Raw genomic sequence first — 21,561 nt, forward strand, 5'->3', positions numbered from 1 at the left:
TATTACAATTAATATATATATGTAGTATAAATTTAATTACAATCAAATGAACGATTCTCGCTTGCTCAAAATCAGCAAGTTTCTTAGTAAACATCTGCGGCATAAGCCCGCAGATATTGGTATAAAACTTGCCCCTGGTGGCTGGATTGAGATTAATGAACTACTAACTGCTTGTGCAAAAAACAAGTTTCCTATCACTCGCCAAGAATTACAGCTAGTAGTAGAAAGCAACGATAAACAACGCTTTTCTTTTGACTCTACAGGTACTCTAATTCGTGCTAATCAAGGGCATAGTATAGAAGTTGATTTGCAATTAGAACCTGTTGTACCTCCAGATGTACTTTACCACGGTACAGCGAAACAATCTGTAGAGTCAATTTTACAAACGGGACTAAGTAAAATGTCTCGTCATCATGTACATTTATCAAAAGATATTGCTACTGCCAAGAATGTGGGTGCAAGACATGGAAAGCCGATAGTTTTTGCTGTTAATGCAGTTGCAATGCATCAGGCTGGCTATATCTTCTACTGTTCTGATAACGGTGTTTGGTTAGTAGATAATATTCCTCCTGAGTATTTACAAATAATTTAATTTTTGAGTAATAGCTGTTAATTTATAGCAATATCTACATTAAGAATGAACATTTATACAGGAATCCGATTTGATTTATGAAAAAATCTCAAATCTGATGCGTTAGCGATAGCGTAACGCATCTTACGTGAACTGAAAATTTACATTAAAAAATAAATATAAAAATTATGCAAATTCATCTTTATGCACAGCAGGGAGATATTGCCGGAGTTGCAAACGAAATTAGCAATGGTGTTGATATTGATTCTCTAGAAGAGGATTTTCAGAAAACGCCATTAATGGTTGCAGTTAGTAGCTCTGATGCAGGCATAGATATGCTGCGTTTCCTTGTAGAACATGGCGCAAATGTTAATGCGATTGAACCAGAATCTGAACATACTGTACTTGACTTGGCTGTGCAGTCAGGAAATATAGATAAAGTCCAATTTATTCTCGATGCGGGAGCGGATATTAACTATCAAACAGAAAATGGATATGATGTCTTAATTCAAGCAATGTATGGTCGAGATATTTTGCATGATCAAAATTTAATCTCGATTTTAAATTTACTTATATCTAGAGGTGCTACTGTTAATGGCAGAAGTAGCTATGGTGAGACTGCTATTAAAGTAGCTGCTCATTTAGGAAGATTTGATGCTGTCCAATTACTATTAAATGCAGGTGCTAATCCAGAGCAATTGGGATGGACAGAATTAATGCACGCTATAGTTTTTGGCAATTTGGAACAAGTAAAGTTATTGCTAGAAAAAGGCGCACAACAAGATGTGTGTGATAGTTGGCAGAGAACCCCTTTTTTATTAAGTATTCAAGTGGGTGAACTAGCAAAAACAAAATTACTGCTAGCAATGGGAGCAAACCGCAATGATGTGGGAATCTCTGGAAAAACCCCATTAATGTATGCCATAGAAAACAATCGGCACGATATCTTACAGTGGCTAATTGCTGAGGGATTTGATATTGAAGCCACTGATGATTTTGAGAACACTGCGTTAATGATGGCAGCAGAACTGAGCGCCACTGATTGCGTCAAAATTTTACTAGAGGCTGGGGTAAATCCTGGCAGAATCGATAAGTACAATAATACAGCTATTAAAGTCGCTAATCATCTGGATATTGTCAGAATGTTAGTGATAGCAGGGGAAAATTTGAGCGATATTAACGATAATATACGGCGATCGCTCACCAAAATAGACAACAATAAATTTTCATTATCAAAATTATCCCCAGAGCAATATTTTGCTGGCAAACATCCGCGCTTTGGCAAAACAAATCCAGAGTTAATGGACATACCTTTTTGGCAAGCGATGATTTATGAAGGTTGTTCTGCTTATGCAGCAAAAAATATTTTTAACGATACTGAGAATTGGCAAGATAAAGGCTGGTGCTATCAACGCTTTGGCAGAACTATTACACAATTACCAGATGGCAGAATTATAGAAATTGCTGGCGAACATGAAGACTATTATGACCCTGATTTCTGTATATATAACGATGTTGTAGTTTACCAACCTGATGGCAGCTTCCAGATTTTTGGTTATCCTCAAGATGTGTTTCCGCCAACAGATTTTCACTCTGCTACCTTAGTTGGCGACTACATATATATTATTGGTAATTTAGGATATGCTAATGCAGCCATATCCGATGAAACTCCCGTTTATCGATTAGATTCTCATACTTTCAAAATAGAAAAAGTAGAAACTACTGGCGATAAACCAGGCTGGATTAGCCATCACAAAGCTTACTATAGAGAACCAGGTAAAATTTATATTAGTGGCGGGAAATTGTTGGTAATTCAGCAAGAAGATTCAGAATATATAGATAATTTAAATGATTACTTCTTAGATTTAAGCAACTTCACTTGGAGTCGGGTTATTCAAAATAATTAATTCTTGATAATATAGCTTTAACCTAATACCAATTCAAATAATGTTTGCGACAGATAAAATCTTTGTAGGGGCACGGCATCCACAATATTTTGGCATATCAAATATCTTACAGGTGCCGTGCCCTTACCTACTGTCGCGTTCTTTTTTCAGAATGGTAGAAGTTTTGGCATAATTGTCGGTGACCCAAAATGTAAACTAAAAGACATAAACTCATAACTATAGTTAGAGCCTCCAGTTCATACTAGAATTTTTATCAGTAATTAAAGAACTATCATGAGATATCATCACATCAAAACTAGTATTTTGAAAATTTAACTGTGATAAAAAATCTCTCGCCAACTGTTCTACGGTAGTGCTTTGACAATCAGCAGCAAGATGTAAACCTAATACTAAACGCGCAGTATTCTGCATCTTTTGCATACCTGTCCAAGGTCGCACAAAGATACCGAGTTGCTCAAGCTGAATAATTAAACTAATGATGTAACCTGCTAAAATACCGCAGCATTTTCCAAGCTCATGCTCATCTTGATTACTCACCTTTAATATCAAAAATATCTCTGATTCTTGGTGTAGCTCGATTGGTTTAAATAAAGCTGTCCACTTTTCTTCACCTGCTAAAATTCGCTCAGTCAGTGTTGCACCTCTAGCAAATTCGCTTTGGATTATCTGTGCAGTAGAACGGGTGACATTACGCGCAGTATTCTGACATGGTTCTATTGATGTGACTACAGGTAGCCAGTCTCGTGGTGATTGTACCTGATATTGTCTACCTACATCCGTAAGTGCAATAGCCTGTTGCCAATCATGATGGTGCAAAATTTGGAAAAATTTAGTCAGTAATTTATCTAGGCTTGTTTCTGATTTTTTGTCAGATTTACAACAATAAGCGCAGAGTAAAGCCCAGGAGAAACCACCCAGAAAACCCCAAGCATTGCTGTAAATATCTCTGGCTTTAGCCCAGGCGCGTACTGCTCGCAATAGCTGGCGGAAGGTGTCAAGCGATACATATTTACTAACTACCTCAGTAATTAAATCTGCTTCCCAACAACCAACAATAGCTTTTAAGCTAATTGGGTCAAGGTTTTGCGGATTTTTCCTCGCCAATTGGTAGTTTTCTGTCCTTGCATAAAGTAAATCTAAAGATATCCCTTCTAATTGCAGGCGCAGTACTGGGACTCTTGCATCTAATACTAGTTGAGTGTGGCACAATCCTTGCAATCGTTGTTGGACGCTAACTAGAAAAGCTTCCCCAGATAAATAAGTGGGAATCACACACACAGCATCCAAATCGCTGTCGGGACTTTGTACGCCAAGACGCGCCGAACCCAATAACTGTATTGAGGGTTGAAAACCCAAACATTCTGCACAAGCTTGAGTCACCACTTCTAACACGGTGTCACGCGGTAATTGCTGTGCTGGAGTTAGTTCTGGTTCCAAGTTGTTAACTAACTCCCACAATTCGGAAGAATGGGTGACTCCGCTTTCTCCCAAATAGACAATATGTCTCACGGCAAAAGGCTCATCACCGCGACGGCTAATTAAGGCGATAGAGTCAACTGTAAAACTAACTGGATGCCATTGCGGTAACTCAGCCAAAGCCGCTTCCGGACTGGGGAATTGTCCGACGCTGAGGTGGGGTGTAAAACCTGCTTTTGTTTTGCTGCTTTGTTCGTTACATTGGGGAAACAGATTTTGCAATACTGTTTGTAACTCATGCAATGCGGTTTCTGGCTGGACAACAGGACGCAACCATGCTGTAGAACTTTTGCGGTGTGTAAATGTTTGGAAGTCGGCTAAGGTACTTTGATAAACTGGGCGGACTGTAGATAGAGAAGACACATCACTCGGATTGAGAAATACAGGCTTCTGTGTACGTCGCTTAGTTTCTGTTTCTCCTTGTTTTTTTGCTCTGAGAACTGCACGCAGACCAAAATGATCTGATGGATAAATTTTCCCCTCTGTATCTGCTATGGGTTCACAAGCAAATAAGTTAATTGACTGCGCTTGCCAATCATGGTTTGGATTGAGCAGTAAAATGCGATCGAGCCTAACTGGTATTCCCGTTAAACTCATCAACGCCGCTAAGGCGTTGCGTTGCGGGTCAAATGTATAACCTGCTGCATCTGGATGTAGTTTTTGCCAGATATCGACATATCCAGCACCCATTAATATCTCTTCTTGTTCGTTCCCTCGCGTATTGAAGTCACCAGCTATTAAACTATTTCCTGGTAGAGTTTGCAGATATGCAACTATGGTAGATAGCTGATGTTGGCGTTTTTCTAGGGCATTTTGAGCGTAATCGCTGGTTAAATGCACGACTGCAATGTGCAATAATTGACCGTTAATTTCACAACTCCCTACCAATACCCGCTTGTGTCCAGAAAATTGATGTTCAACGAGTGTAAAAGGCAGACGCGACAATAATAAATTACCGTAAGGTCGCACTTTTTCGGCTGTGCTGGATTCCGAAATATAATAATTGCGTACCCAAGTTTGCGATAAAAGTAACTCTACTAAAGCTGGTGTCGCTTCTTGGATGGCGATGATATCTGCGTTACATTGACGTAACTGCTCAACAATTGCTGGTAATCTTTTTTCAGTTGCGATTTTCTCCTTGTCGTAGAGGTCACAAAGCACGTTAAAACTAGCAATTGTCAAAGTTTCTAAATCGACGGCTGCGGCTTTTTGTGTATTTAGTTGCCAACCTTGGATATCGTATTTATAAACGGGTCGCGGAGTAAATATTACGGTACTATCTAATACAGTGATAACTTTTTCCCCTGTATTTTCTCTAGTCTCGCTTTTCCACGCCGCCGCAGGTAACTCTCCACTGGAAATTAAATCTAAATGCTGTTCCCGATCCCAAACAACCACGTCTTGGCAACGGATATAGCGGATGCGATGCCAAGGTATATCCCCATCTGTCGCCCATTGGGTTAGAGGTTTTTCTCTGATTCCTGTAGATGCAAGGCGTTCTTGATAACCGACAACAAAAGCACTGCTATTAAGACGCTCGTCCCAGATAATGCGATGGTAAACCTCGCGACTGGTTGCCATTTTTTTCTTTTCTGATTTTGACATATTCCCTTTTTCTGTAATCAAATAATTTCGTGACGAAATTAAACAACTAAGCAAGTTAACATTCGCCACTTGCACCGAATTTGATTGAGACGAGGGACTACATATACTTTTACCGTAGGTTTTCAATGTATTACTTTCATAATACATTATACTTCACAAGGTGCGGCAATGCCAAAACTGCGATCGCTAGTTTCACCAAAACTCTTACTACCTCCTAATTGATGGATCAAACCCTGTCAACTATATTTGCGGTGTGACGCTGCATAGATAGTTGAGGCGAAACTACATCAGGAAAGCTGGCAAAATTACGGCGTACCCAATCCATACCCACTTCATTATTGAGTTTAATTTTCTGAGGTGTATCTGGATAAATTTTGCTGAGAATATCTGCATCTTGATCCACTACAACCTTGCCAAATTTAAGATAGGTGTTGCCTAATACCTTAAAAGCCGGGTGCTTGGCTTGACCAAATAGTAATAAGTAAGTTCTTGTCCGATTCTCGGCTTCTGGTACAAAGATGTGACATTGCGCTGCTTTACCTAACGGTGTTTTTCCATGAAAAATCACAAAAGCAGGGAAATGATTTTCCAGGTGCGCCTTAATGGTGGTTGGTAGCAAAAATAAATCTGGTTTTCTCAGCTTTTCTAGTAAACTATAGGGGGCTGCAGGCATATCATAAAAGGCATGGGAGTGATGCCCATGATCAATAAATTGATGAAAATTCACCTCGGTAATCCGAAACAATTCCCGGTGGGTGCCATTTTGATGATTGTAATCGTGCATATTCAGCAACATAGTTAGTAGATCTGTCTCTACGCTTCTATCTGCGGTATGCCCAATAAAGTCGTAATGATTGGCAATGTCATTCAGTACGCTGGGAATAGGTATTTTTGGCTCGTATCCTCCGTAAGACCAGATAAAATCCCCTTGAATGATGAGTTCTAAGGGTTTGAGTAGCGGTAATGTTTTCTTGTTCGATCCAGGTAAAATAGTGCAGCCTGAACTATCAAATTTCAGCGCATGAAACGGGCAAACTACGGTACTTGTGCTATCGCTTTCGGCTTCACACCATCCGGTTGATAGCATTGCACCCATGTGTGGACAAGCGTTAGGTAACGCATGGATGTCTCCATTCCCATCCTTCCACATCACATAGTCAGCACCATACAAAGATATTTTCTGGGGTTGATTCACTGCCAGCATAGACTTGTGCGCTAACAACCAGGGCGCACCAGGAAGCATAGACTCCATAGAGTTCTCCGCAAGCAAGTTATAAAATTGTGAAATATCCGTCGTGTTTCTAAAATATGACAGAACATTCACATTTGTCAAGTAATCTTCGTCGTCAACCCAAACAGCAGCGAGGTAAAGAACGAGTCGAAAAAATTTTAGATGCAGCAGCGGCTGTATTTGATGAGATGGGCTATGAAGCGGCTACTACTCATCTGATTGCAGCAAAAGCCGGGACAGCGATCGGTTCTCTATATCAGTTTTTTCCTGATAAAGCTGCCATTTTTCATGCAATGGAATTACGTCATATCGAGCGAGTTCAGGTTTTATGGGCACAGCTAAACACACCAGAAATTATCGCTTTACCTCTGAGGCAAATGGTACATAGGCTTGTAACGGCTGTAACGGAGATGTTTGAGCATCCTGTATCACGGGTAGTGTTTGTGCAGTTTTATATGAAACGTGAGGTTTTCCAGTCGATTGATGACAGTATGACTCAGGAAGCAATTGACTTTACTTCAAGTCTTTTACAGCCAAGAAATCCAAATTTAAGTGAGGTGCAATGTCATCTGTTAGCAGAGGTTTGTGTTCACAGCAGTAATGCTCTGATTTTGTCAGCACTGCGTAACCCCGATCAACAGCATCGCCAACAACTAGTACAGCAGATTGAGGATTTGTTGGTGTCGTATTTAGAGCCATATGTGGGCGATAGTCGGTTGAGTCCTGTAATGAAAGTAATGAAATGTCCTCATTGTCAATCACAGCAATTGTCTAAAAATGGCTATCGACGGGGGAAACAGTGCTATCTCTGTAAGGACTGTGGTAAACAGTTTGTGGAGAATTAAGAGCGATCGCCATATTTATCTCGTTTAGGGCCGATTTCTTGATGGGTATGTCAACATGATCTCAATTTGTCTTGAGATCTGCCCAATAATCTACTATTTGCTATAGATGATTTCAAGGCAAAATAGTGAAATAGCAAACATTGAGAAAGTAGCGATGGAAATTGCCCCACATATCACTGTAGATCCTGCCATCCACCACGGCACACCTGTCATTACTGGAACCCGTGTTCCCATCTCTATTATCATCGGTTCTCTAGCTGGTGGTATGAACAAAGAAGAAGTTATGCAAGAATACGAACTCACCAAAACTCAAGTGGAAGCTGCTCTAATTAGATCTTAAATATCTGCTTATTGAGTACCGCCTGTAACTTTATCTCATGGAGTGCGATCGCTCCAAAAACAGCAAATCATTCTTTTAACTTCCACAACAAAGTAGTACCGCAAAATTTCCCTATAATTAAGGGCTTTATTGCCTGAAACCAACAAAGACACGCCTTTGCTTGGTGCGATCGCATCACCATGTAAAAACTGAAAGTTGGACATAAAACCCTGGAATAGTGTTTAATTTCCGGCTTTTACAAGCATATCCGCCTGATTCAGTGATAATTCCTGCATCTATGCAGAAACTAGAAAACCCTATCTTGATCCTCTGAGATGCCAGTCGCTACAAGTTGGGAAACCGCAAGGGCGTATTAGCTCCTTATGCTGTCTTCAAATCAATCACTCACAAGATATGACTGCTAGGCTTGATGCTGCAATTACTGTCTTGACCGACACAAAAATTTATTAAGTTTCTTTACTTTTTGTTGCAAATAGTTAATACTACTAAATAGATTTACACAAATAAAGCTGTAAACGTCAGTTAAGCGTTGAGCTTGATCATCCATAAACTCTTAATTAAGGTTCACTTATGCCGTTTACCATCGATTCAGCTCGCGGTATCTTTCCCGAAACATTGACTGCCGATTCAGTCCCCGCAACCATTGCTCGCTTCAACCAACTGAGTGCTGAGGATCAGCTAGCGCTCATCTGGTTTGCTTACCTAGAAATGGGTAAAACGATTACCATCGCTGCTCCTGGCGCTGCAAATATGGTATTTGCAGAAAACACCTTGAATGAACTCAAGCAAATGTCTTTCCAGGAACAAACTCAGGTCATGTGTGACCTAGCAAACCGTGCTGATACGCCCATTTGCCGTACCTATGCAATTTGGTCTGTAAACATCAAACTTGGTTTTTGGTATCGGCTTGCAGAGTGGATGGAGCAGGGTATTGTAGCTCCTATTCCACAAGGTTATCGACTATCAGCAAATGCAGCCGCAGTTCTGCAAGCAATTAGGGAGCTAGATGCAGGACAGCAAATTACCGTGCTGCGTAATTCTGTAGTTGATATGGGGTATGATCCCAGCAAATTGGGCAGTTATACCAAGGTTAGTGAACCTGTGGCTCCGCCGAAAGAAATGGCTAAACGGACTCCTGTCACTATCGAGGGGATAGATAATCCAACCATCCTGAGTTATATGGATAACTTAAATGCCAACGACTTTGATGCGTTGATTGAGTTATTCACTCCCGATGGTGCGCTGCAACCTCCCTTTCAAAAACCGATCGCAGGTAAGGAAGCAGTCTATCGGTTTTTCCGAGAAGATTGTCAGAACCTCAAGTTAATACCACAGCGAGGTGTGTCTGAAGCCGTAGAGGATGGTTACACTCAGATCAAAGTTACAGGTACAGTGCAAACTCCCTGGTTTGGAGCTAGTGTGGGTATGAATATGGCTTGGAGATTCTTGCTAACTCCTGAGAATAAAATCTTCTTTGTGGCAATAGACTTACTAGCATCTCCCAAAGAGTTACTGAATTTGGTTCGCTAGTACTAGAAGAAACAGACTTAGGAAATGAGGTGATAGGGTGATCAATCCTCGCAGAGGGCAAAGCTCTACACCTCCACCAATGATAAATCTGCGGTCTGACGCAGTACACTATCAAAAATTGTATTAGAGACTTCCAAGTAAAAAATATTCCATTGCTATTGTTGACGGTTGACGGTTAACTGTGAACTGTCAACCGTTAACGACTTTAACGGAATAATTTATTTTTTGGAGTTCCCTTATGAAGTGAATTTGCTCTCTTGGAGGAGAGTATTTTGGGATGGGAGCATGAAGGTAAACGAAGTTAGTTGGTCTGATTTAGAACAAGAAGTTGCTCAAGCCGCCTTTCAAAAAGCATACGAGCGAGAAATCAACGCCCTGATTCAGGACGTTCGCGACAACGCCGTTCAGATTTCCGAATTGGAAGATATCTGGCGGTTGCATAACTTTCTGAGTGCCAAAAGACACGAGATTGATGGCAAGTATGATTACAACTATTCAGTTCTCGTATTTGTTTTTGCAACTCTGATTAAACAGGGATGGTTGCATCTGGATGAACTCAAGGGGCTGGATCAGGATAAACTTACTAAGATTGGCTCTCTTTCACGGATGTAGCTATTAGTAATATCAAGTCTGGCATTAGGGCTGATGCAGGGAGGTAGACATGGGGACGCGGAGAGTTTTTGATAAGCAATAATTAAGAGCGATCGCCAGATTCATCTCGTTTGGCGCTGATTTATTGATGGGTATGTCAAACTGATCTCATTTTGTATTGAGCTCTGCCCAATAATCTACTATTTGCTATAGATGATTTCAAGGCAAAATAGTGAAATAGCAAACTCATGGAGTACCGCCTGTAACTGTATCTTATGGGGTGCGATCGCTCCAAAAGCAGCAAATCATTCTTTTAACTCCTTATTTGAAGCTTGTATAATTTTTACCTAAAAATTATCTGGCAAAGTCAATGCAATCTCTAGATTTTTCTGACTACCGTAATATTGTTGTTCTCACAGGGGCTGGGGTATCAGCCGCATCTGGGATTCAACCATTTCGCGGTCAAGGCGGCTTATGGAACGAGATTAATCCTTTTGAGTCTGCCGATATTTCGGTTCTTGAAACTAATCCCTTAGCCATCTGGCAACTGTTTGGTAAACTGAGGAGCCAATTAGAAACTGCTCAACCCAACGCAGCTCATCTAGCACTAACTAATTTAGAAGCGCGATTGTCTCCCAACCAAAAATTTACCTTAATTACTCAAAATATTGATGGATTACATCAACGTGCAGGTAGCCGTAATGTTATTGAACTGCATGGTAACGTTAATTATACAAAGTGTAGTAATCCAACTTGTAGCTTGGCTCCTTATTTAGACAGACATCCCCACACAGATTTGTTACCTATTTGTCAGCTTTGTAATTCTCCATTACGTTTGGATATTGTGCTATTTGGCGAGCAAATACCAGTTAAGCAAGAGTGGCTTGCCAAGCAAAGTTTACGAGATTGTGACCTTTTTATTGCCATAGGTACATCAGGAACTGTATGGCCAGCAGCCAACTTTGTACGTTCGGCAAATTATGTGGGTGCTAGAACCATATTCATCAATCTAGAACCGATGAAACCTAAAAATCCTTACTTTCAAGAAGAGTATTTAGGTCGTGCTGAAGAACTTTTGCCTTTACTTTTTAATATGGATATTACACCTCATTAATCATTACCAATCATCTTCTTCAGATTGACGTTCAATTTGCGCGATCGCTAATTTCGTCAAAACTCGCACTACCTCCTGTTCATCATAAGTAGCGCTTGTAATGGTTTATTAGCGGCGCGATCGCTCAACAATATTTCTCTTTGATGGATAAAACTTTGTCCGCTATATTGAGAGTGTATCGCCTACTCCTAAATTTAAATTACTCTGCATGGACATTACGGCTACATTGAATGAAATTGCAGCCCTCAGTGTTGAAGAGCGAATTCGTCTTGTGCAAGCAATCTGGGATAGCATTGCAGCCGAGCAAGCTTACCCTGAATTGACCCAAGCGCAAAAACGGGAGCTTGATTATCGGATTGAGGACTATGAAAAGAATCCAGATAATGTATTAACTTGGGAAGACATCAAAGCATCTGTTAAAAGACAGCGATGAATTATGCATTAGTATTTCGTCCAGAGGTTCGCGAAGAACTAGATGAAGCTTATACTTGGTACGAAAGCCAACAGCCAGGGCTGGGTGACGAGTTTTTGGACTGTGTGGACGAAATGCTCAATCGAATTTGCCAAATGCCAGAGTCTTACGCAGTTGTATATAGAGACATTCGACGGGCAGTAATCCAGCGCTTTCCCTACGCTGTATATTATCGGGTTGTATCGAGTCGGGTCATTGCGATCGCCATTTTTCATGGTCGGCGTGATCCAACATCTTGGCAGACACGAACCTAGCAACCCCTATACAGCAGATCAGCAAGATATCTTGTTACCAATCATCTTCTTCGGATTGACGTTCAATTTGCGCGATCGCTAATTTCGCCAAAACGCGCACTACTTCCTGTTCATCATTAAGTAGCGCTTGTAATGGTTTATTAGCGGCGCGATCGCCAATTTTACCAAGTGAATTAATTGCGGCTTTCCTCACATCTAAATCGGTATCATGAATTGCCAGAATTAAATGCGGTACAGAGGGAGGATAATTAACTTGTCCCAAGGCTGCGGCGGCTTCGGTGCGAATCAGCGCTTCTGGATCGGTTAAGGCAGAAACCAACAGGTTGCAGGACTTTTCATCTGACTGCTCTTGCGCCACATGACCGAGAGCACCAATGACAGCACATCGCACATCTAAAGAGGCGGCGTTCAATGCTTGATATAGATAGTCTGCTGCTTCCGAGCCAATAAACGCCAACGCCCATGCAGCATGACCTTTAATATCTTGTGGATGTTTGTCTGATGCCAGAATTTCTAGTAATGCTGGTACAGACGCTTCTCCTGTTCTCGCTAACGCTCCAGCTGCTGAACTTCTGACTACTGTATCTTCATCATTCAGAAAAGCATCAAGCAAGTTTGGTACAGCGCGAGGGTCTGAGATGATCGTGAGTGTCTTAGCAGCAGCTCTCCGTACGACTACATTGGCATGATTTGCCAATGCTGCTACGAGAAATGGCGTTGCTGGTTCACCAATTTCACCCAAGGTTTCCGCAAACCGCAGTCGCACCAATCCTCGTGGATCTCCTAAACCCTCCACGAGTTGTTTGAGAACTGCTTTATCTGTAGCATCGAAGGTTTCGAGTGTAATCTGCTCGTTTACCCTCTCAACCAAAGCATCATTTTCAGCTTGCACTCGCAGAATGGGATCTTCCTCTGTTGGAGCTTCTGAGTTGAGTGATTGACTCATCACAAATTCCTTATCACCGCTATTTTTCAATCCTCTAATTACCAGATGTCAGCGTAGACTGCTGCTGGCGTAGAGACTCAAGAGTTGCGTCTAATTGAGCCAGCTGAGGTTCTAGACTAGCAAGTGCTTGTGCCTTCATCACTTTAGCTTTTTGTGCCATTGACAAGGTATCGTTAACTAGACGTTCCCGATATTCTTCCAATTCTGCGATCGCTAAATTCAGTTCTTCAGAGCTGGCTGGAGCGTTTGCAGTGAGTTCTGTAGTATCAGTCATCTTGATTGTGCTTCCTAAAATTAGATTTAAAATACCCTTGTTAGATTTTCTCAGATTCAGTTACCAACAAACAAAACTTTTTGAAAATGGGCATGGGGCATTGGGCATTGGGCATTGGAGATTTGTTTGCTGATTCTCTTATTAATTTCTAGCCCTGGAGTTTTTGCTTTATTTGATAGCTGATGTGAGCTTTCTTTCCAAATCAAACAAAAAGCCGTGGATATATTCTTCTGTCCACTCAGTACCGTAAAAACGGGTGAACATTCCCCTTGCTGGGTCTTTTTCGGCGCGGTAGCGGAGATAACGCAGTTGCGCCTGTTCAATTTCTGCTAAATGTTTAGAGTCGGTTATCGGTTGCGCTTGGTCAACAAAATCTAGATAGGCATTTAGATAGTCTTTGAAGGCTGCAAATACATGAGTTTCTACTAGCTCAGTTTGCTGCGGGCGCGTCCAGAGAAAGGCGGGAGAGAAAAAGGGTTGGGCTTCTTCGGGAAAGTCGCCCCCCCAAGGTAGATGCTGCTGATGTGTCTGGAAAATTGGCAGAATAGGCTGGGTATATTTTGCCTGATAGTCCAAATCATCCCGAAATAGGGGTTGCATATCGAGGGCAATTAAATGTCCTCCGGGTAAAGTCACTAAATCTCCACCAAAGAAGGGTAAATCATAATTCAGGTGGGGAAAAATCACGAAATTTAATACCTGAAGTGATTTACCACCTTGTACATGGGCGGCTCGAATTTGCCGGAGTTTGCTACTTTGATAAGCATAGCTAGTAGTTAAGACTTCCTCTTGATGTTTGCCTTTGCCCACTGTTGCTTGCTTAGACTCAAATCCAGTGGGGATGGGATAAGGCTGCAAATTCAACCGTTCTTGCAAAAGCGCGATCGCATAATCTAAAAATGGCTGATAGAGAGTCAACTTCGCTTCGCTCCGAATTCAAAATTCAAAATTCAAAATTTAAATATCACCAAAGTTATTTTGGGAGGATATAGATGTAAATTCCTATTTGGCTACAACAGTTGCTAATGGCACAGCATCTTCAAACAAAAATTCATACAAAAATCGCTCTGACCATTGATGTCCAAAGTAGCTACTAAACAAACCAGATGCCGGATCGCGATCGGCACTATATTGATCGTAGTCTTTTTGAGCTTTGACAATCCGTTGAATGTCTGACTGATCAATTAGAGGTTCAGCTTGGGCTAGCATCTGCCAGTAAAGGTTTAGATAGTCTTTAAATGCCTCAAATACTCTGGTTTTCACTGTCTCTGGATCGGTTTTGGCAAACAACAGATATTTTGAAAAGTATTGATTAGCATCATAAAATTTCATTTCTAAGCCTTGTGCTAAGTCTGGATACTTATCATGCAAGGTCTGCAATGGATGGATATACTTCTTCAAATAGGCTTCATCTTGAAATAAAGGCTGGAAATCCATCACAATCAGATTCTTCACCTGACCAAATGACAGAAAGTCAATGCCGAGTAAGGGCAAATCATAGTGATGACTGGGATAAATCACACTATTCATAATCTGGGCGCTTGCACCTGCGTCGATGTATGTATAGCGAATTTTCCGCAACTCTGGACATTGATAGCACCAACTCTGAATTGTGGCGGGATTTCTGCCGCGATCGCTCACCTGATAGTCTAGTCCTGGGGGAATGGGGCGACTCTCCAATGTAAACCGTTGCAAAAGCGATTGTTCCAGATGCTCAAGGAAGCACTTATACATAAAAGTTAGAGACTAATTTGCCTTAATCCCAGAGAATACGGGATTCACAAATTCGCCGTCTCGAATATGTTAAACAAAGTAACGATCCTTAACGTTAGCCGCAGGTGCATAGTGCAATACCTAGAGGATGCGATCGCCATTCCAATGATCAACTCACTTTTAACCACCCAAAAATCTCACCTACGGTCAACTCTAACCCACTACAAAAATCTGGTACTGGCAAAACAACATTACTATTTTCAAACGGTATAGGTTGTCTTCCCGCAGGATAAGCGGCAATGAATCGTTCATCAGGGTCAATTAACCATCCCATTTGTGTACCGTGGTTGAGAGCATGTAAGATTTTTTTTGTAACTTTTGTATGGCTTTGCTCAGGGGAAAGAATTTCGATTATCCAGTCAGGTGCGATAGTGAATGTATTGGCAATATCACCATTTTCATCTACAGGAAGCCTTGCCCAGGAGAATACAGCAACATCAGGAACTATAGAAAGTCCACCAAATGTGCAGCGTAATTCTGGAAAAGCCCAACCCATCTTTTGGACTTTTACAACAGAATTGATTCTCGGACATAGTTCTCCTTGAATCGTGCTATGTTTTCCTTGAGGCATAGGTTTTTCAATGATTCGTCCGTCGATATACTCTAGGCTAGGCTGAGTTTCTGGTAGTTTAAGAAACTCTTCTAAGGTAAATATTGTATTTGTAGCTTGTACCATTACGATCGCATCCTCAAATTAGAATTATTTTTTTACATAATTAAGTCCTAAAACTTCTAAAATCTGTGGGAAAATTCCCAACTCGCATATCATGATTTTTCTGAATATGAGGGGAATAAAGTGCTTTTTCAATTTTAACCTGCTGTACATTTGTTCCCAATTATCTATTGACAATCATGATGAAGCTCTAGATAAATTTTGTTGTACCATTTGGGCTAAATTCGCCTCTGTCAAATAGCGTCTTTCCGAACAGTAAGTCATTAAATATACTCCATTCATCATTCTTACCGTGCTTACACGTATCCGAAAATCATCGGTCATAAACCAGCAGCGTTCTTGACCTTGGTTGGTTTCATATTCAGTATCGATGGTCAAAATACCATCTTGTCCAAACCAGTAACGGCTAACTACTGGAATTCTTTCTACATAGCCTTGGTTCCGTAGCAATTTTCCTGATCGCCCAGTCTCATCATCTGGGACATCAATTAAGACAGCAGCTTGATCCGGATTTGGTTCGCGATCGTCGTCGTGTTCTTGCCACATAAAGCTAGCGCCTCCCTTCGCACTAGCTGGATCGATACCTTGAGATTCGCAAATTGTTTTCACCCGTGGATCGTCGAGTGTAATTACTTGCACATAAAGCTTTGATTCTCCTGACTGATCCGCCACTGCATCAAAGTGATGCACCGTGCGCTGGGTAAACCAGACTCCTTCACTCTTGTGAAAAAACTCCATCATGGTCATTGGTTGTACAAAAGGCATAACTGCTCCTCTAATGAAGTGCGAACTCACTTCACACTTCATCCTTTTTATTGAGTGTAGATAGGTCGCGGTACAATACCCTAAATAATCTCATGATTTCAATCCATGATCAGCAGGGAGACTCATAAGACACCCCAAGAGGTTTTGGCTGTCCTCAAGGCAGGGGTTGCTCTCATCCAGAAAGATTTATATCAATTCAACCTTAGTGGTTTAGAACTACAAAGAGCCAATTTGCATCAAGCTACTTTGATTCGGGGGAATCTCAGTAAAGCAGATTTGAGTGCAGCAGATCTCAGTGGTGCTGATTTACGAGCAGCGGATTTGTGCCAAGCAATTTTAAAGGATGCCAATTTAGAGGGAGCTTGTCTGTACCGAGCCGATTTGAGTGGTGCAGACTTACGCGGAGCTAATTTGACCACCACTAAGCTACTAGGTGCAAGATATGATAGCCAAACTTTGTTTCCTGAAGGCTTTAATTACAAATCCTCTGGAGCGATTGGGCCAAATGCCTATTTGAATGGTGCCCAGCTGAATACAGCTAACTTACGTCATGCTGATTTGCAGGGTGCAAGTATGTTGGGAGCATATTTAGGTGGGGCCGATCTAACTCGGGCTAATCTTCAGGGCGCACGGCTAACTCAGGCTGACTTACGCAAAGCCTGGCTACCTGGAGTATCTTTACGCAATGCGCGGTTAAATGGAGCCAACTTAGCAGGAGCAGATTTAAGAGCAGCAGACTTGACTGGCGTTGAGTTCGAGCAGATGGAAAGCATTGCAGGCGCAGACTTTACCCATGTTCAGGGGCTAACTGATGAGATGCGATCGCGCCTCCTTAGTCAACCTGCACAAGAGCTAGATACACCTCATGCTTTAACCCGTCGTACCACACGCGCCAGTCTGGAAAGTATATCTGTATGAAATTTTGATGATGGGAACAAAGAGAACAAACAATTCAAACCTATCTCCTGTTCCCCGTTCCCTGTTCCCTGTTCCCTTCTTATGATTTAATCGCTGTCCAATCCTTTTTCAGCAAAGCGAGAAAGGTAGCAATACCTTTAGAAAATCCTTGGGGGTCAGGTAGAACATACTGCGGAAATTCCTCAAACGGCCGCCAAGGCTCTGACGAATTATGCCGCAGGTACAAAGCGCGATCGTCTCCTTCCAATTTCCAGAGCATTTGACCGCCAGTAGGAATTTCAGCCATTGATTTCTCCTCTGTTGCAAACAAAAATACTGAGTTACAGTTTGCTCTTTCCCAATTCTGCCAGTCCTAATATTAATTAATGTCAAAATTGCTACAATTTTGCTAGACTTTTCGATTGAGTTGCTGTAAAGCATGAATAAATTATAGGTAGCCATTACTGAGTTAGGTACAACTCAAAGACATAGTTTTCCAATACTTGTCGGTTAAGGGGAAAAGGGACAAGAAAAAACCTTTAACCCTTACCCTTTCACCTTTTCCCCAAACCAAATTCCGAGTTGAAAATCCTTAACCGAGCAGTATTGCATAGTTTTCTTCTCCGTCTGGCGATGGAGTTGTCGTTTTTTATTTAGCCCTCTAGCTTGAAAATGGGCATGGGGCATTGGGGAGGCAGTGCGGTCTTGGGGTCTCCCCAAGTGGAGCAACTGCCGTCATGGGGCATGGGGCATGGGAAAGACAGATTTTCATGTTTGGTTGTGCCAAAACCTGGCGTGAATAGCTGACTTGAAAGTGCTGAGGAGCCAGTGCGTTGCGGTGAGACCAGCGCTGCGGGAGGGTTTCCCTCTACAGGCGACTAGCGCTCGCGTAGCGTATCCGAAGGATTCACCTGAAGGGGGGTTCCCACGGCAGTCCGCTCAAGTCGGGAAACCCGCCCACGAGAGTGGCTCCACTAGGGACGGAGCATGAACCAAAAAATCTAAAATCGGCAATCTAAAATCGGCACGGTCAAAGCCTTGCGGAAAGTACTCACCAAAATGGATTGATTTTCTTTTCCTACTCTTGTTGACCAATTTGCATTTCTTCTAAACTCTCACGAATAGGAGAAAGTACAGAAAAATGAGTAATCGTTTATTATCATGTATTCATGCCATAAAATCAAGCTATAAGCATGATTGTAAATTGATATTAAATGTCCTTGAATTTTTTATTGAATAATAGGATTGTATTCAACAAGCAGAAAATTGTGTTTTTCAGCACAATCTGCATGAAAAACACGCATATAGAGGTAAAGTATAAATGCATATATTTACCAAGAAACAATGTTATTTGTGATTCTTGGGATAGTTGCAATAGCGCTTTTACTTTAAGAAAGTATTGCAAAGAGCTAATAAACTTCTCTGAAAAAAGATATACAAGCTTTGTCTCGTCAAGGTTTATATCTGATTGATGGAGAATATATAATAAATAACTCAGTATTGCCGATTGATTGGATTCGGTAACTGATTGTTTCATGACCTAAAGCTGGATGTATGTAGATTGAATTGAAAAAAAAATTCCCACAATCCGCATCTAGGGAGAGACGATTACCCCTAGTGAATGGAATGAGGGCAAGACGGTTTCTATTGCCTTATTGTGTTGTAGGATTGGCGACTTGTGAATTGAAATCATTTAGACCTACTTCATCAAATGAGGAAAAGACGTTTTCTATTGCCTGATTTTGCGGCAATATTAGCAACTTGTTACTTAAAATCATTGAGACCTACTCCATCAAATGAGGGAAAGACGTTTCTATTGCCTGATTTTGTTGTAGTGTTGGCAACTCGTTACTTAAAATCATTAAGACCTACTCCATCAAATGAGGGAAAGACGTTTCTATTGCCTGATTTTGTTGGAGGATTGGCAACTTGTTAATTGAAATCATTTAGACCTAATCCATTAAATGAGGGAAAGACGTTTCTATTGCCTGATTTTGTTGGAGGATTGGCAACTTGTTAATTGAAATCATTTAGACCTAATCCATTAAGAGACGAGGTTCGACTCCGCGTTTAAAGGAGAGTGACCATACATTTAAAAGTCAAGTAATTATCTTGCTGGATGGTAAAGATATTATTGATTTTATGGTTGGGGAACCTAGTCCAAAAAGTGAGATGACCTTGTTCTGAGAAAATTGCGATCGCTCTCTTATCCTGTTACCCCTTTACTCAAATTCAATGCCAGATCCCAGAGAAATAGCAGGAATGCAAGCACTATGGGCAAAAAGCCTTGGTGATTCCCAAATCTGCGTAGCAATTTTGGATGGGCCTGTTGACCTAGCTCATTCTTGCTTCCAAGGCGCAGACTTAAAGTGTTTGCCCAGTTTGGTTAAAGAAGATGCTCAGATTGATGGCAGTATGTCTGCTCATGGTACTCATGTAGCCAGCATTATCTTTGGGCAACCGGGCAGTCCAGTAGAGGGAATCGCACCCCAATGCAAGGGGATAATTGTGCCAGTCTTCGCTGATGATCGCCGTCGGGCTACCCAACTAGATTTAGCGCGGGGAATTGAACAAGCCATCAATGCTGGTGCAAACGTCATCAATATCAGTGGAGGTCAACTGACCGAATATGGCGAATCTGATGGGTGGCTACAAAATGCTGTCCGTCTGTGCCAAGAGAACAATGTTTTACTCGTCGCTGCAGCTGGTAACAATGGTTGCAATTGCTTGCATGTGCCTGCTGCTTTACCCTCTGTACTAGCGGTGGGAGCGATGGATGCGAATGGTAAACCACTGGATTTTAGCAACTGGGGTGAAACCTATCAAAATCAAGGTATTCTTGCTCCTGGTGAGAATATCCCAGGAGCTAAAGTTGGTGGTGGTACTCAGCGCCTCAGTGGTACAAGCTTTGCTGCTCCTATTGTCTCAGGTGTAGCAGCTATGCTGCTGAGTCTTCAACGAGAGCAGGGAGAAACCCCTGACCCCCATAAAATTCGTCAACTGTTGTTGCAGAGTGCTTTACCCTGCGATGCAGACTTGACAGAAGAGGACAAACGGTGTCTGGCAGGTAAACTGAATATTCCTGGAGCCATAACGTTATTAAAAGGAGGAAAGATGTCTGAGGAATTCACATCAGTTGGTGCGTCGGCAGTGGAAACTGCTGGTTGTAGTTGTGGTGGTGGCTTAAGCAGTACCACAGAAGTGGCTAGCACATCAGGGCAACCTGCAACTAGCTCTGGATCTGTTGGGTCTATCCCCAGCAATACTCCCAACTTACAAGAATTAATCCAATCATTTCCCATCCCAGTAAACCAACAATCAACTATGCCTAACTTCACCGCTAACTCCGTCACCCCTAGCCAAGCTCCTAGCGAACTTGCCGATCTTGGTCGTCTAGTCTACGCCTTAGGAACACTGGGTTACGACTTTGGTACAGAAGCTCGTAGAGACTCATTTAAGCAATTAATGCCTCCCTTTGATCTAGGCAGTGGGGTGATGGTGCCAGCGAATCCCTACGATGCGCGTCAAATGGTGGATTACTTAGACAATAATATTTCCGAAGCGCGATCGCTAATTTGGACACTGAATATAGAACTTACCCCAGTTTATGCGATCGACCCCAGTGGCCCCTTTGCGGCTGAATCTTACCGCGCCCTGCACGAACTCTTGGCAGGTCAAATCCAACCAGAAAGCGATGCCGAATATGTTGAGCGCGTCAGCATACCTGGTATCCTCACCGGACGCACCGTCAAACTGTTTTCTGGTCAAGTAGTTCCTGTAATTGAACCCCAAAGCACTCGCGGTCTGTATGGTTGGAAAGTTAACAACTTAGTCAGTGCCGCCCTAGCTGCAGTGCAAGCTGAAACTGGAGCAGCTGATGAAGAAACCATCCGTAAGACCTTAGATGGCTTCCTCAACCGCATTTACTACGACCTCCGCAACTTAGGAACAACATCTCAAGACCGCGCCCTTAACTTTGCCGTCACCAACGCCTTCCAAGCAGCTCAAACCTTCAGTCAAGCTGTAGCTGTAGGTATGGAACTCGACAGCATTACCGTAGAGAAAAGTCCCTTCTGTCGTGTAGATAGTGATTGTTGGGATGTGAAATTGAAATTCTTCGACCCAGAAAACAGCCGTCGTGCCAAGAAGATTTTCCGCTTCACAATTGATGTCAGTGACTTGATTCCTGTTACCTTGGGCGAAGTGCGTTCTTGGTCTTCACCGTATTAAAGGGCAATATAATTGGCGTAAGAGTGCTTTTTGTAACTGCACTCTCAGCAAAACAGCTAATTTTTTA

21 protein-coding genes are annotated in these 21,561 nt (G+C 41.9%); 11 read left to right on the forward strand and 10 right to left on the reverse strand.

The genetic code is table 11. From position 1 onward, the window contains the following. Nucleotides 1–46: 46 nt before the first annotated feature. Both HG267_RS33380 and HG267_RS33385 read left to right on the forward strand, forming a co-directional pair. Complete coding sequence (locus tag HG267_RS33380) at nucleotides 47–592, forward strand: RNA 2'-phosphotransferase (RefSeq protein ID WP_045871541.1); 546 nt, start codon at nucleotides 47–49, stop codon at nucleotides 590–592. Nucleotides 593–759: 167 nt separating this feature from the next. Further along, a complete protein-coding gene (locus HG267_RS33385) occupies nucleotides 760–2,478 on the forward strand; it encodes an ankyrin repeat domain-containing protein (protein WP_071989426.1) in 1,719 nt (572 codons plus the stop codon). Nucleotides 2,479–2,700: 222 nt separating this feature from the next. Here HG267_RS33385 and HG267_RS33390 read toward each other — a convergent pair whose 3' ends face one another. Further along, a complete protein-coding gene (locus tag HG267_RS33390) occupies nucleotides 2,701–5,535 on the reverse strand; it encodes a poly(A) polymerase (RefSeq protein ID WP_228045450.1) in 2,835 nt (944 codons plus the stop codon). A gap of 250 nt (nucleotides 5,536–5,785) precedes the next feature. Then, nucleotides 5,786–6,802 carry a Rieske 2Fe-2S domain-containing protein gene (locus tag HG267_RS33395; protein ID WP_045871769.1) on the reverse strand — a complete coding sequence of 339 codons (1,017 nt, stop codon included), beginning with the start codon at nucleotides 6,800–6,802 and terminating at the stop codon, nucleotides 5,786–5,788. 65 nt (nucleotides 6,803–6,867) lie between these two features. Here HG267_RS33395 and HG267_RS33400 point away from each other — a divergent pair, with 65 nt between their 5' ends. Next, nucleotides 6,868–7,635, forward strand: coding sequence for a TetR/AcrR family transcriptional regulator (locus HG267_RS33400; protein ID WP_045871543.1), 768 nt, complete (start codon nucleotides 6,868–6,870; stop codon nucleotides 7,633–7,635). 154 nt (nucleotides 7,636–7,789) lie between these two features. Continuing rightward, nucleotides 7,790–7,975, forward strand: a complete 186-nt coding sequence (locus tag HG267_RS33410) for a DUF433 domain-containing protein (RefSeq protein WP_045871770.1) — start codon at nucleotides 7,790–7,792, stop codon at nucleotides 7,973–7,975. A 35-nt stretch (nucleotides 7,976–8,010) separates the two neighbouring features. Here the strand turns inward: HG267_RS33410 and HG267_RS33415 are convergent, their stop codons facing one another. After that, nucleotides 8,011–8,178: a hypothetical protein gene (locus HG267_RS33415; RefSeq protein ID WP_155539359.1), complete on the reverse strand. Its 168-nt coding sequence runs from the start codon at nucleotides 8,176–8,178 to the stop codon at nucleotides 8,011–8,013. Nucleotides 8,179–8,545: 367 nt separating this feature from the next. Here HG267_RS33415 and HG267_RS33420 point away from each other — a divergent pair, with 367 nt between their 5' ends. The 5 genes from HG267_RS33420 (at nucleotide 8,546) to HG267_RS33440 (ending at nucleotide 11,936) form a co-directional block, all read left to right on the forward strand. Next, a complete protein-coding gene (locus HG267_RS33420) occupies nucleotides 8,546–9,505 on the forward strand; it encodes an orange carotenoid-binding protein (RefSeq protein ID WP_045871544.1) in 960 nt (319 codons plus the stop codon). 285 nt (nucleotides 9,506–9,790) lie between these two features. Next, the gene (locus HG267_RS33425; protein ID WP_045871545.1) at nucleotides 9,791–10,117 is read left to right on the forward strand and encodes a hypothetical protein; all 327 of its coding nucleotides are present in this window, start codon (nucleotides 9,791–9,793) and stop codon (nucleotides 10,115–10,117) included. Between the two features lie 349 nt (nucleotides 10,118–10,466). Next, on the forward strand, nucleotides 10,467–11,210 hold the full coding sequence (locus tag HG267_RS33430) for an SIR2 family NAD-dependent protein deacylase (protein ID WP_045871546.1): 744 nt from the start codon (nucleotides 10,467–10,469) through the stop codon (nucleotides 11,208–11,210). A 208-nt stretch (nucleotides 11,211–11,418) separates the two neighbouring features. After that, on the forward strand, nucleotides 11,419–11,643 hold the full coding sequence (locus tag HG267_RS33435; RefSeq protein ID WP_045871547.1) for an addiction module protein: 225 nt from the start codon (nucleotides 11,419–11,421) through the stop codon (nucleotides 11,641–11,643). After that, nucleotides 11,640–11,936 (forward strand): type II toxin-antitoxin system RelE/ParE family toxin, encoded by a 297-nt coding sequence (locus tag HG267_RS33440; protein WP_045871548.1) that lies wholly within the window; start codon nucleotides 11,640–11,642, stop codon nucleotides 11,934–11,936. The genes HG267_RS33435 and HG267_RS33440 overlap by 4 nt, the downstream gene beginning before the upstream one ends. Before the next feature lie 34 nt (nucleotides 11,937–11,970). Here the strand turns inward: HG267_RS33440 and HG267_RS33445 are convergent, their stop codons facing one another. From HG267_RS33445 to HG267_RS33470, 6 genes are all read right to left on the reverse strand, one after another. Next, complete coding sequence (locus HG267_RS33445) at nucleotides 11,971–12,912, reverse strand: HEAT repeat domain-containing protein (protein ID WP_317891619.1); 942 nt, start codon at nucleotides 12,910–12,912, stop codon at nucleotides 11,971–11,973. A 4-nt stretch (nucleotides 12,913–12,916) separates the two neighbouring features. Further along, a complete protein-coding gene (locus HG267_RS33450; RefSeq protein ID WP_045871550.1) occupies nucleotides 12,917–13,156 on the reverse strand; it encodes a hypothetical protein in 240 nt (79 codons plus the stop codon). Nucleotides 13,157–13,324: 168 nt separating this feature from the next. Further along, nucleotides 13,325–14,074, reverse strand: coding sequence for a phycoerythrobilin:ferredoxin oxidoreductase (locus HG267_RS33455; protein WP_045871551.1), 750 nt, complete (start codon nucleotides 14,072–14,074; stop codon nucleotides 13,325–13,327). Nucleotides 14,075–14,158: 84 nt separating this feature from the next. Continuing rightward, a complete protein-coding gene (locus HG267_RS33460) occupies nucleotides 14,159–14,890 on the reverse strand; it encodes a 15,16-dihydrobiliverdin:ferredoxin oxidoreductase (protein ID WP_045871552.1) in 732 nt (243 codons plus the stop codon). A gap of 148 nt (nucleotides 14,891–15,038) precedes the next feature. Continuing rightward, the gene (locus HG267_RS33465) at nucleotides 15,039–15,605 is read right to left on the reverse strand and encodes a Uma2 family endonuclease (RefSeq protein WP_045871553.1); all 567 of its coding nucleotides are present in this window, start codon (nucleotides 15,603–15,605) and stop codon (nucleotides 15,039–15,041) included. A 174-nt stretch (nucleotides 15,606–15,779) separates the two neighbouring features. Beyond that, nucleotides 15,780–16,367, reverse strand: coding sequence for a phycobiliprotein lyase (locus HG267_RS33470; RefSeq protein WP_045871554.1), 588 nt, complete (start codon nucleotides 16,365–16,367; stop codon nucleotides 15,780–15,782). Nucleotides 16,368–16,472: 105 nt separating this feature from the next. Here HG267_RS33470 and HG267_RS33475 point away from each other — a divergent pair, with 105 nt between their 5' ends. Continuing rightward, nucleotides 16,473–17,285 carry a pentapeptide repeat-containing protein gene (locus tag HG267_RS33475; protein WP_045871555.1) on the forward strand — a complete coding sequence of 271 codons (813 nt, stop codon included), beginning with the start codon at nucleotides 16,473–16,475 and terminating at the stop codon, nucleotides 17,283–17,285. 79 nt (nucleotides 17,286–17,364) lie between these two features. Here HG267_RS33475 and HG267_RS33480 read toward each other — a convergent pair whose 3' ends face one another. Then, entirely contained in the window at nucleotides 17,365–17,571 is a 207-nt protein-coding gene (locus HG267_RS33480) for a hypothetical protein (RefSeq protein WP_045871556.1), read from the reverse strand. Nucleotides 17,572–19,499: 1,928 nt separating this feature from the next. On the opposite strand from HG267_RS33480, the gene HG267_RS33485 reads away from it, so the two are divergent. After that, complete coding sequence (locus HG267_RS33485; protein WP_045871558.1) at nucleotides 19,500–21,494, forward strand: S8 family peptidase; 1,995 nt, start codon at nucleotides 19,500–19,502, stop codon at nucleotides 21,492–21,494. Nucleotides 21,495–21,561: the final 67 nt, after the last annotated feature.

The sequence above is a fragment of the Tolypothrix sp. PCC 7601 genome, assembly GCF_025677855.1.
GTDB classification, from domain to species: Bacteria; Cyanobacteriota; Cyanobacteriia; order Cyanobacteriales; family Nostocaceae; genus Aulosira; species Aulosira diplosiphon.

Coding starts and splice junctions, on each gene's coding strand:
- HG267_RS33380 (WP_045871541.1), top strand. CDS start 47: ATGAACGATTCTCGCTTGCTCAAAATCAGCAAGTTTCTTAGTAAACAT.
- HG267_RS33385 (WP_071989426.1), top strand. CDS start 760: ATGCAAATTCATCTTTATGCACAGCAGGGAGATATTGCCGGAGTTGCA.
- HG267_RS33390 (WP_228045450.1), bottom strand. CDS start 5,535: ATGGCAACCAGTCGCGAGGTTTACCATCGCATTATCTGGGACGAGCGT.
- HG267_RS33395 (WP_045871769.1), bottom strand. CDS start 6,802: ATGCTTCCTGGTGCGCCCTGGTTGTTAGCGCACAAGTCTATGCTGGCA.
- HG267_RS33400 (WP_045871543.1), top strand. CDS start 6,868: ATGACAGAACATTCACATTTGTCAAGTAATCTTCGTCGTCAACCCAAA.
- HG267_RS33410 (WP_045871770.1), top strand. CDS start 7,790: ATGGAAATTGCCCCACATATCACTGTAGATCCTGCCATCCACCACGGC.
- HG267_RS33415 (WP_155539359.1), bottom strand. CDS start 8,178: ATGTCCAACTTTCAGTTTTTACATGGTGATGCGATCGCACCAAGCAAA.
- HG267_RS33420 (WP_045871544.1), top strand. CDS start 8,546: ATGCCGTTTACCATCGATTCAGCTCGCGGTATCTTTCCCGAAACATTG.
- HG267_RS33425 (WP_045871545.1), top strand. CDS start 9,791: ATGAAGGTAAACGAAGTTAGTTGGTCTGATTTAGAACAAGAAGTTGCT.
- HG267_RS33430 (WP_045871546.1), top strand. CDS start 10,467: ATGCAATCTCTAGATTTTTCTGACTACCGTAATATTGTTGTTCTCACA.
- HG267_RS33435 (WP_045871547.1), top strand. CDS start 11,419: ATGGACATTACGGCTACATTGAATGAAATTGCAGCCCTCAGTGTTGAA.
- HG267_RS33440 (WP_045871548.1), top strand. CDS start 11,640: ATGAATTATGCATTAGTATTTCGTCCAGAGGTTCGCGAAGAACTAGAT.
- HG267_RS33450 (WP_045871550.1), bottom strand. CDS start 13,156: ATGACTGATACTACAGAACTCACTGCAAACGCTCCAGCCAGCTCTGAA.
- HG267_RS33460 (WP_045871552.1), bottom strand. CDS start 14,890: ATGTATAAGTGCTTCCTTGAGCATCTGGAACAATCGCTTTTGCAACGG.
- HG267_RS33465 (WP_045871553.1), bottom strand. CDS start 15,605: ATGGTACAAGCTACAAATACAATATTTACCTTAGAAGAGTTTCTTAAA.
- HG267_RS33470 (WP_045871554.1), bottom strand. CDS start 16,367: ATGCCTTTTGTACAACCAATGACCATGATGGAGTTTTTTCACAAGAGT.
- HG267_RS33475 (WP_045871555.1), top strand. CDS start 16,473: ATGATCAGCAGGGAGACTCATAAGACACCCCAAGAGGTTTTGGCTGTC.
- HG267_RS33480 (WP_045871556.1), bottom strand. CDS start 17,571: ATGGCTGAAATTCCTACTGGCGGTCAAATGCTCTGGAAATTGGAAGGA.
- HG267_RS33485 (WP_045871558.1), top strand. CDS start 19,500: ATGCCAGATCCCAGAGAAATAGCAGGAATGCAAGCACTATGGGCAAAA.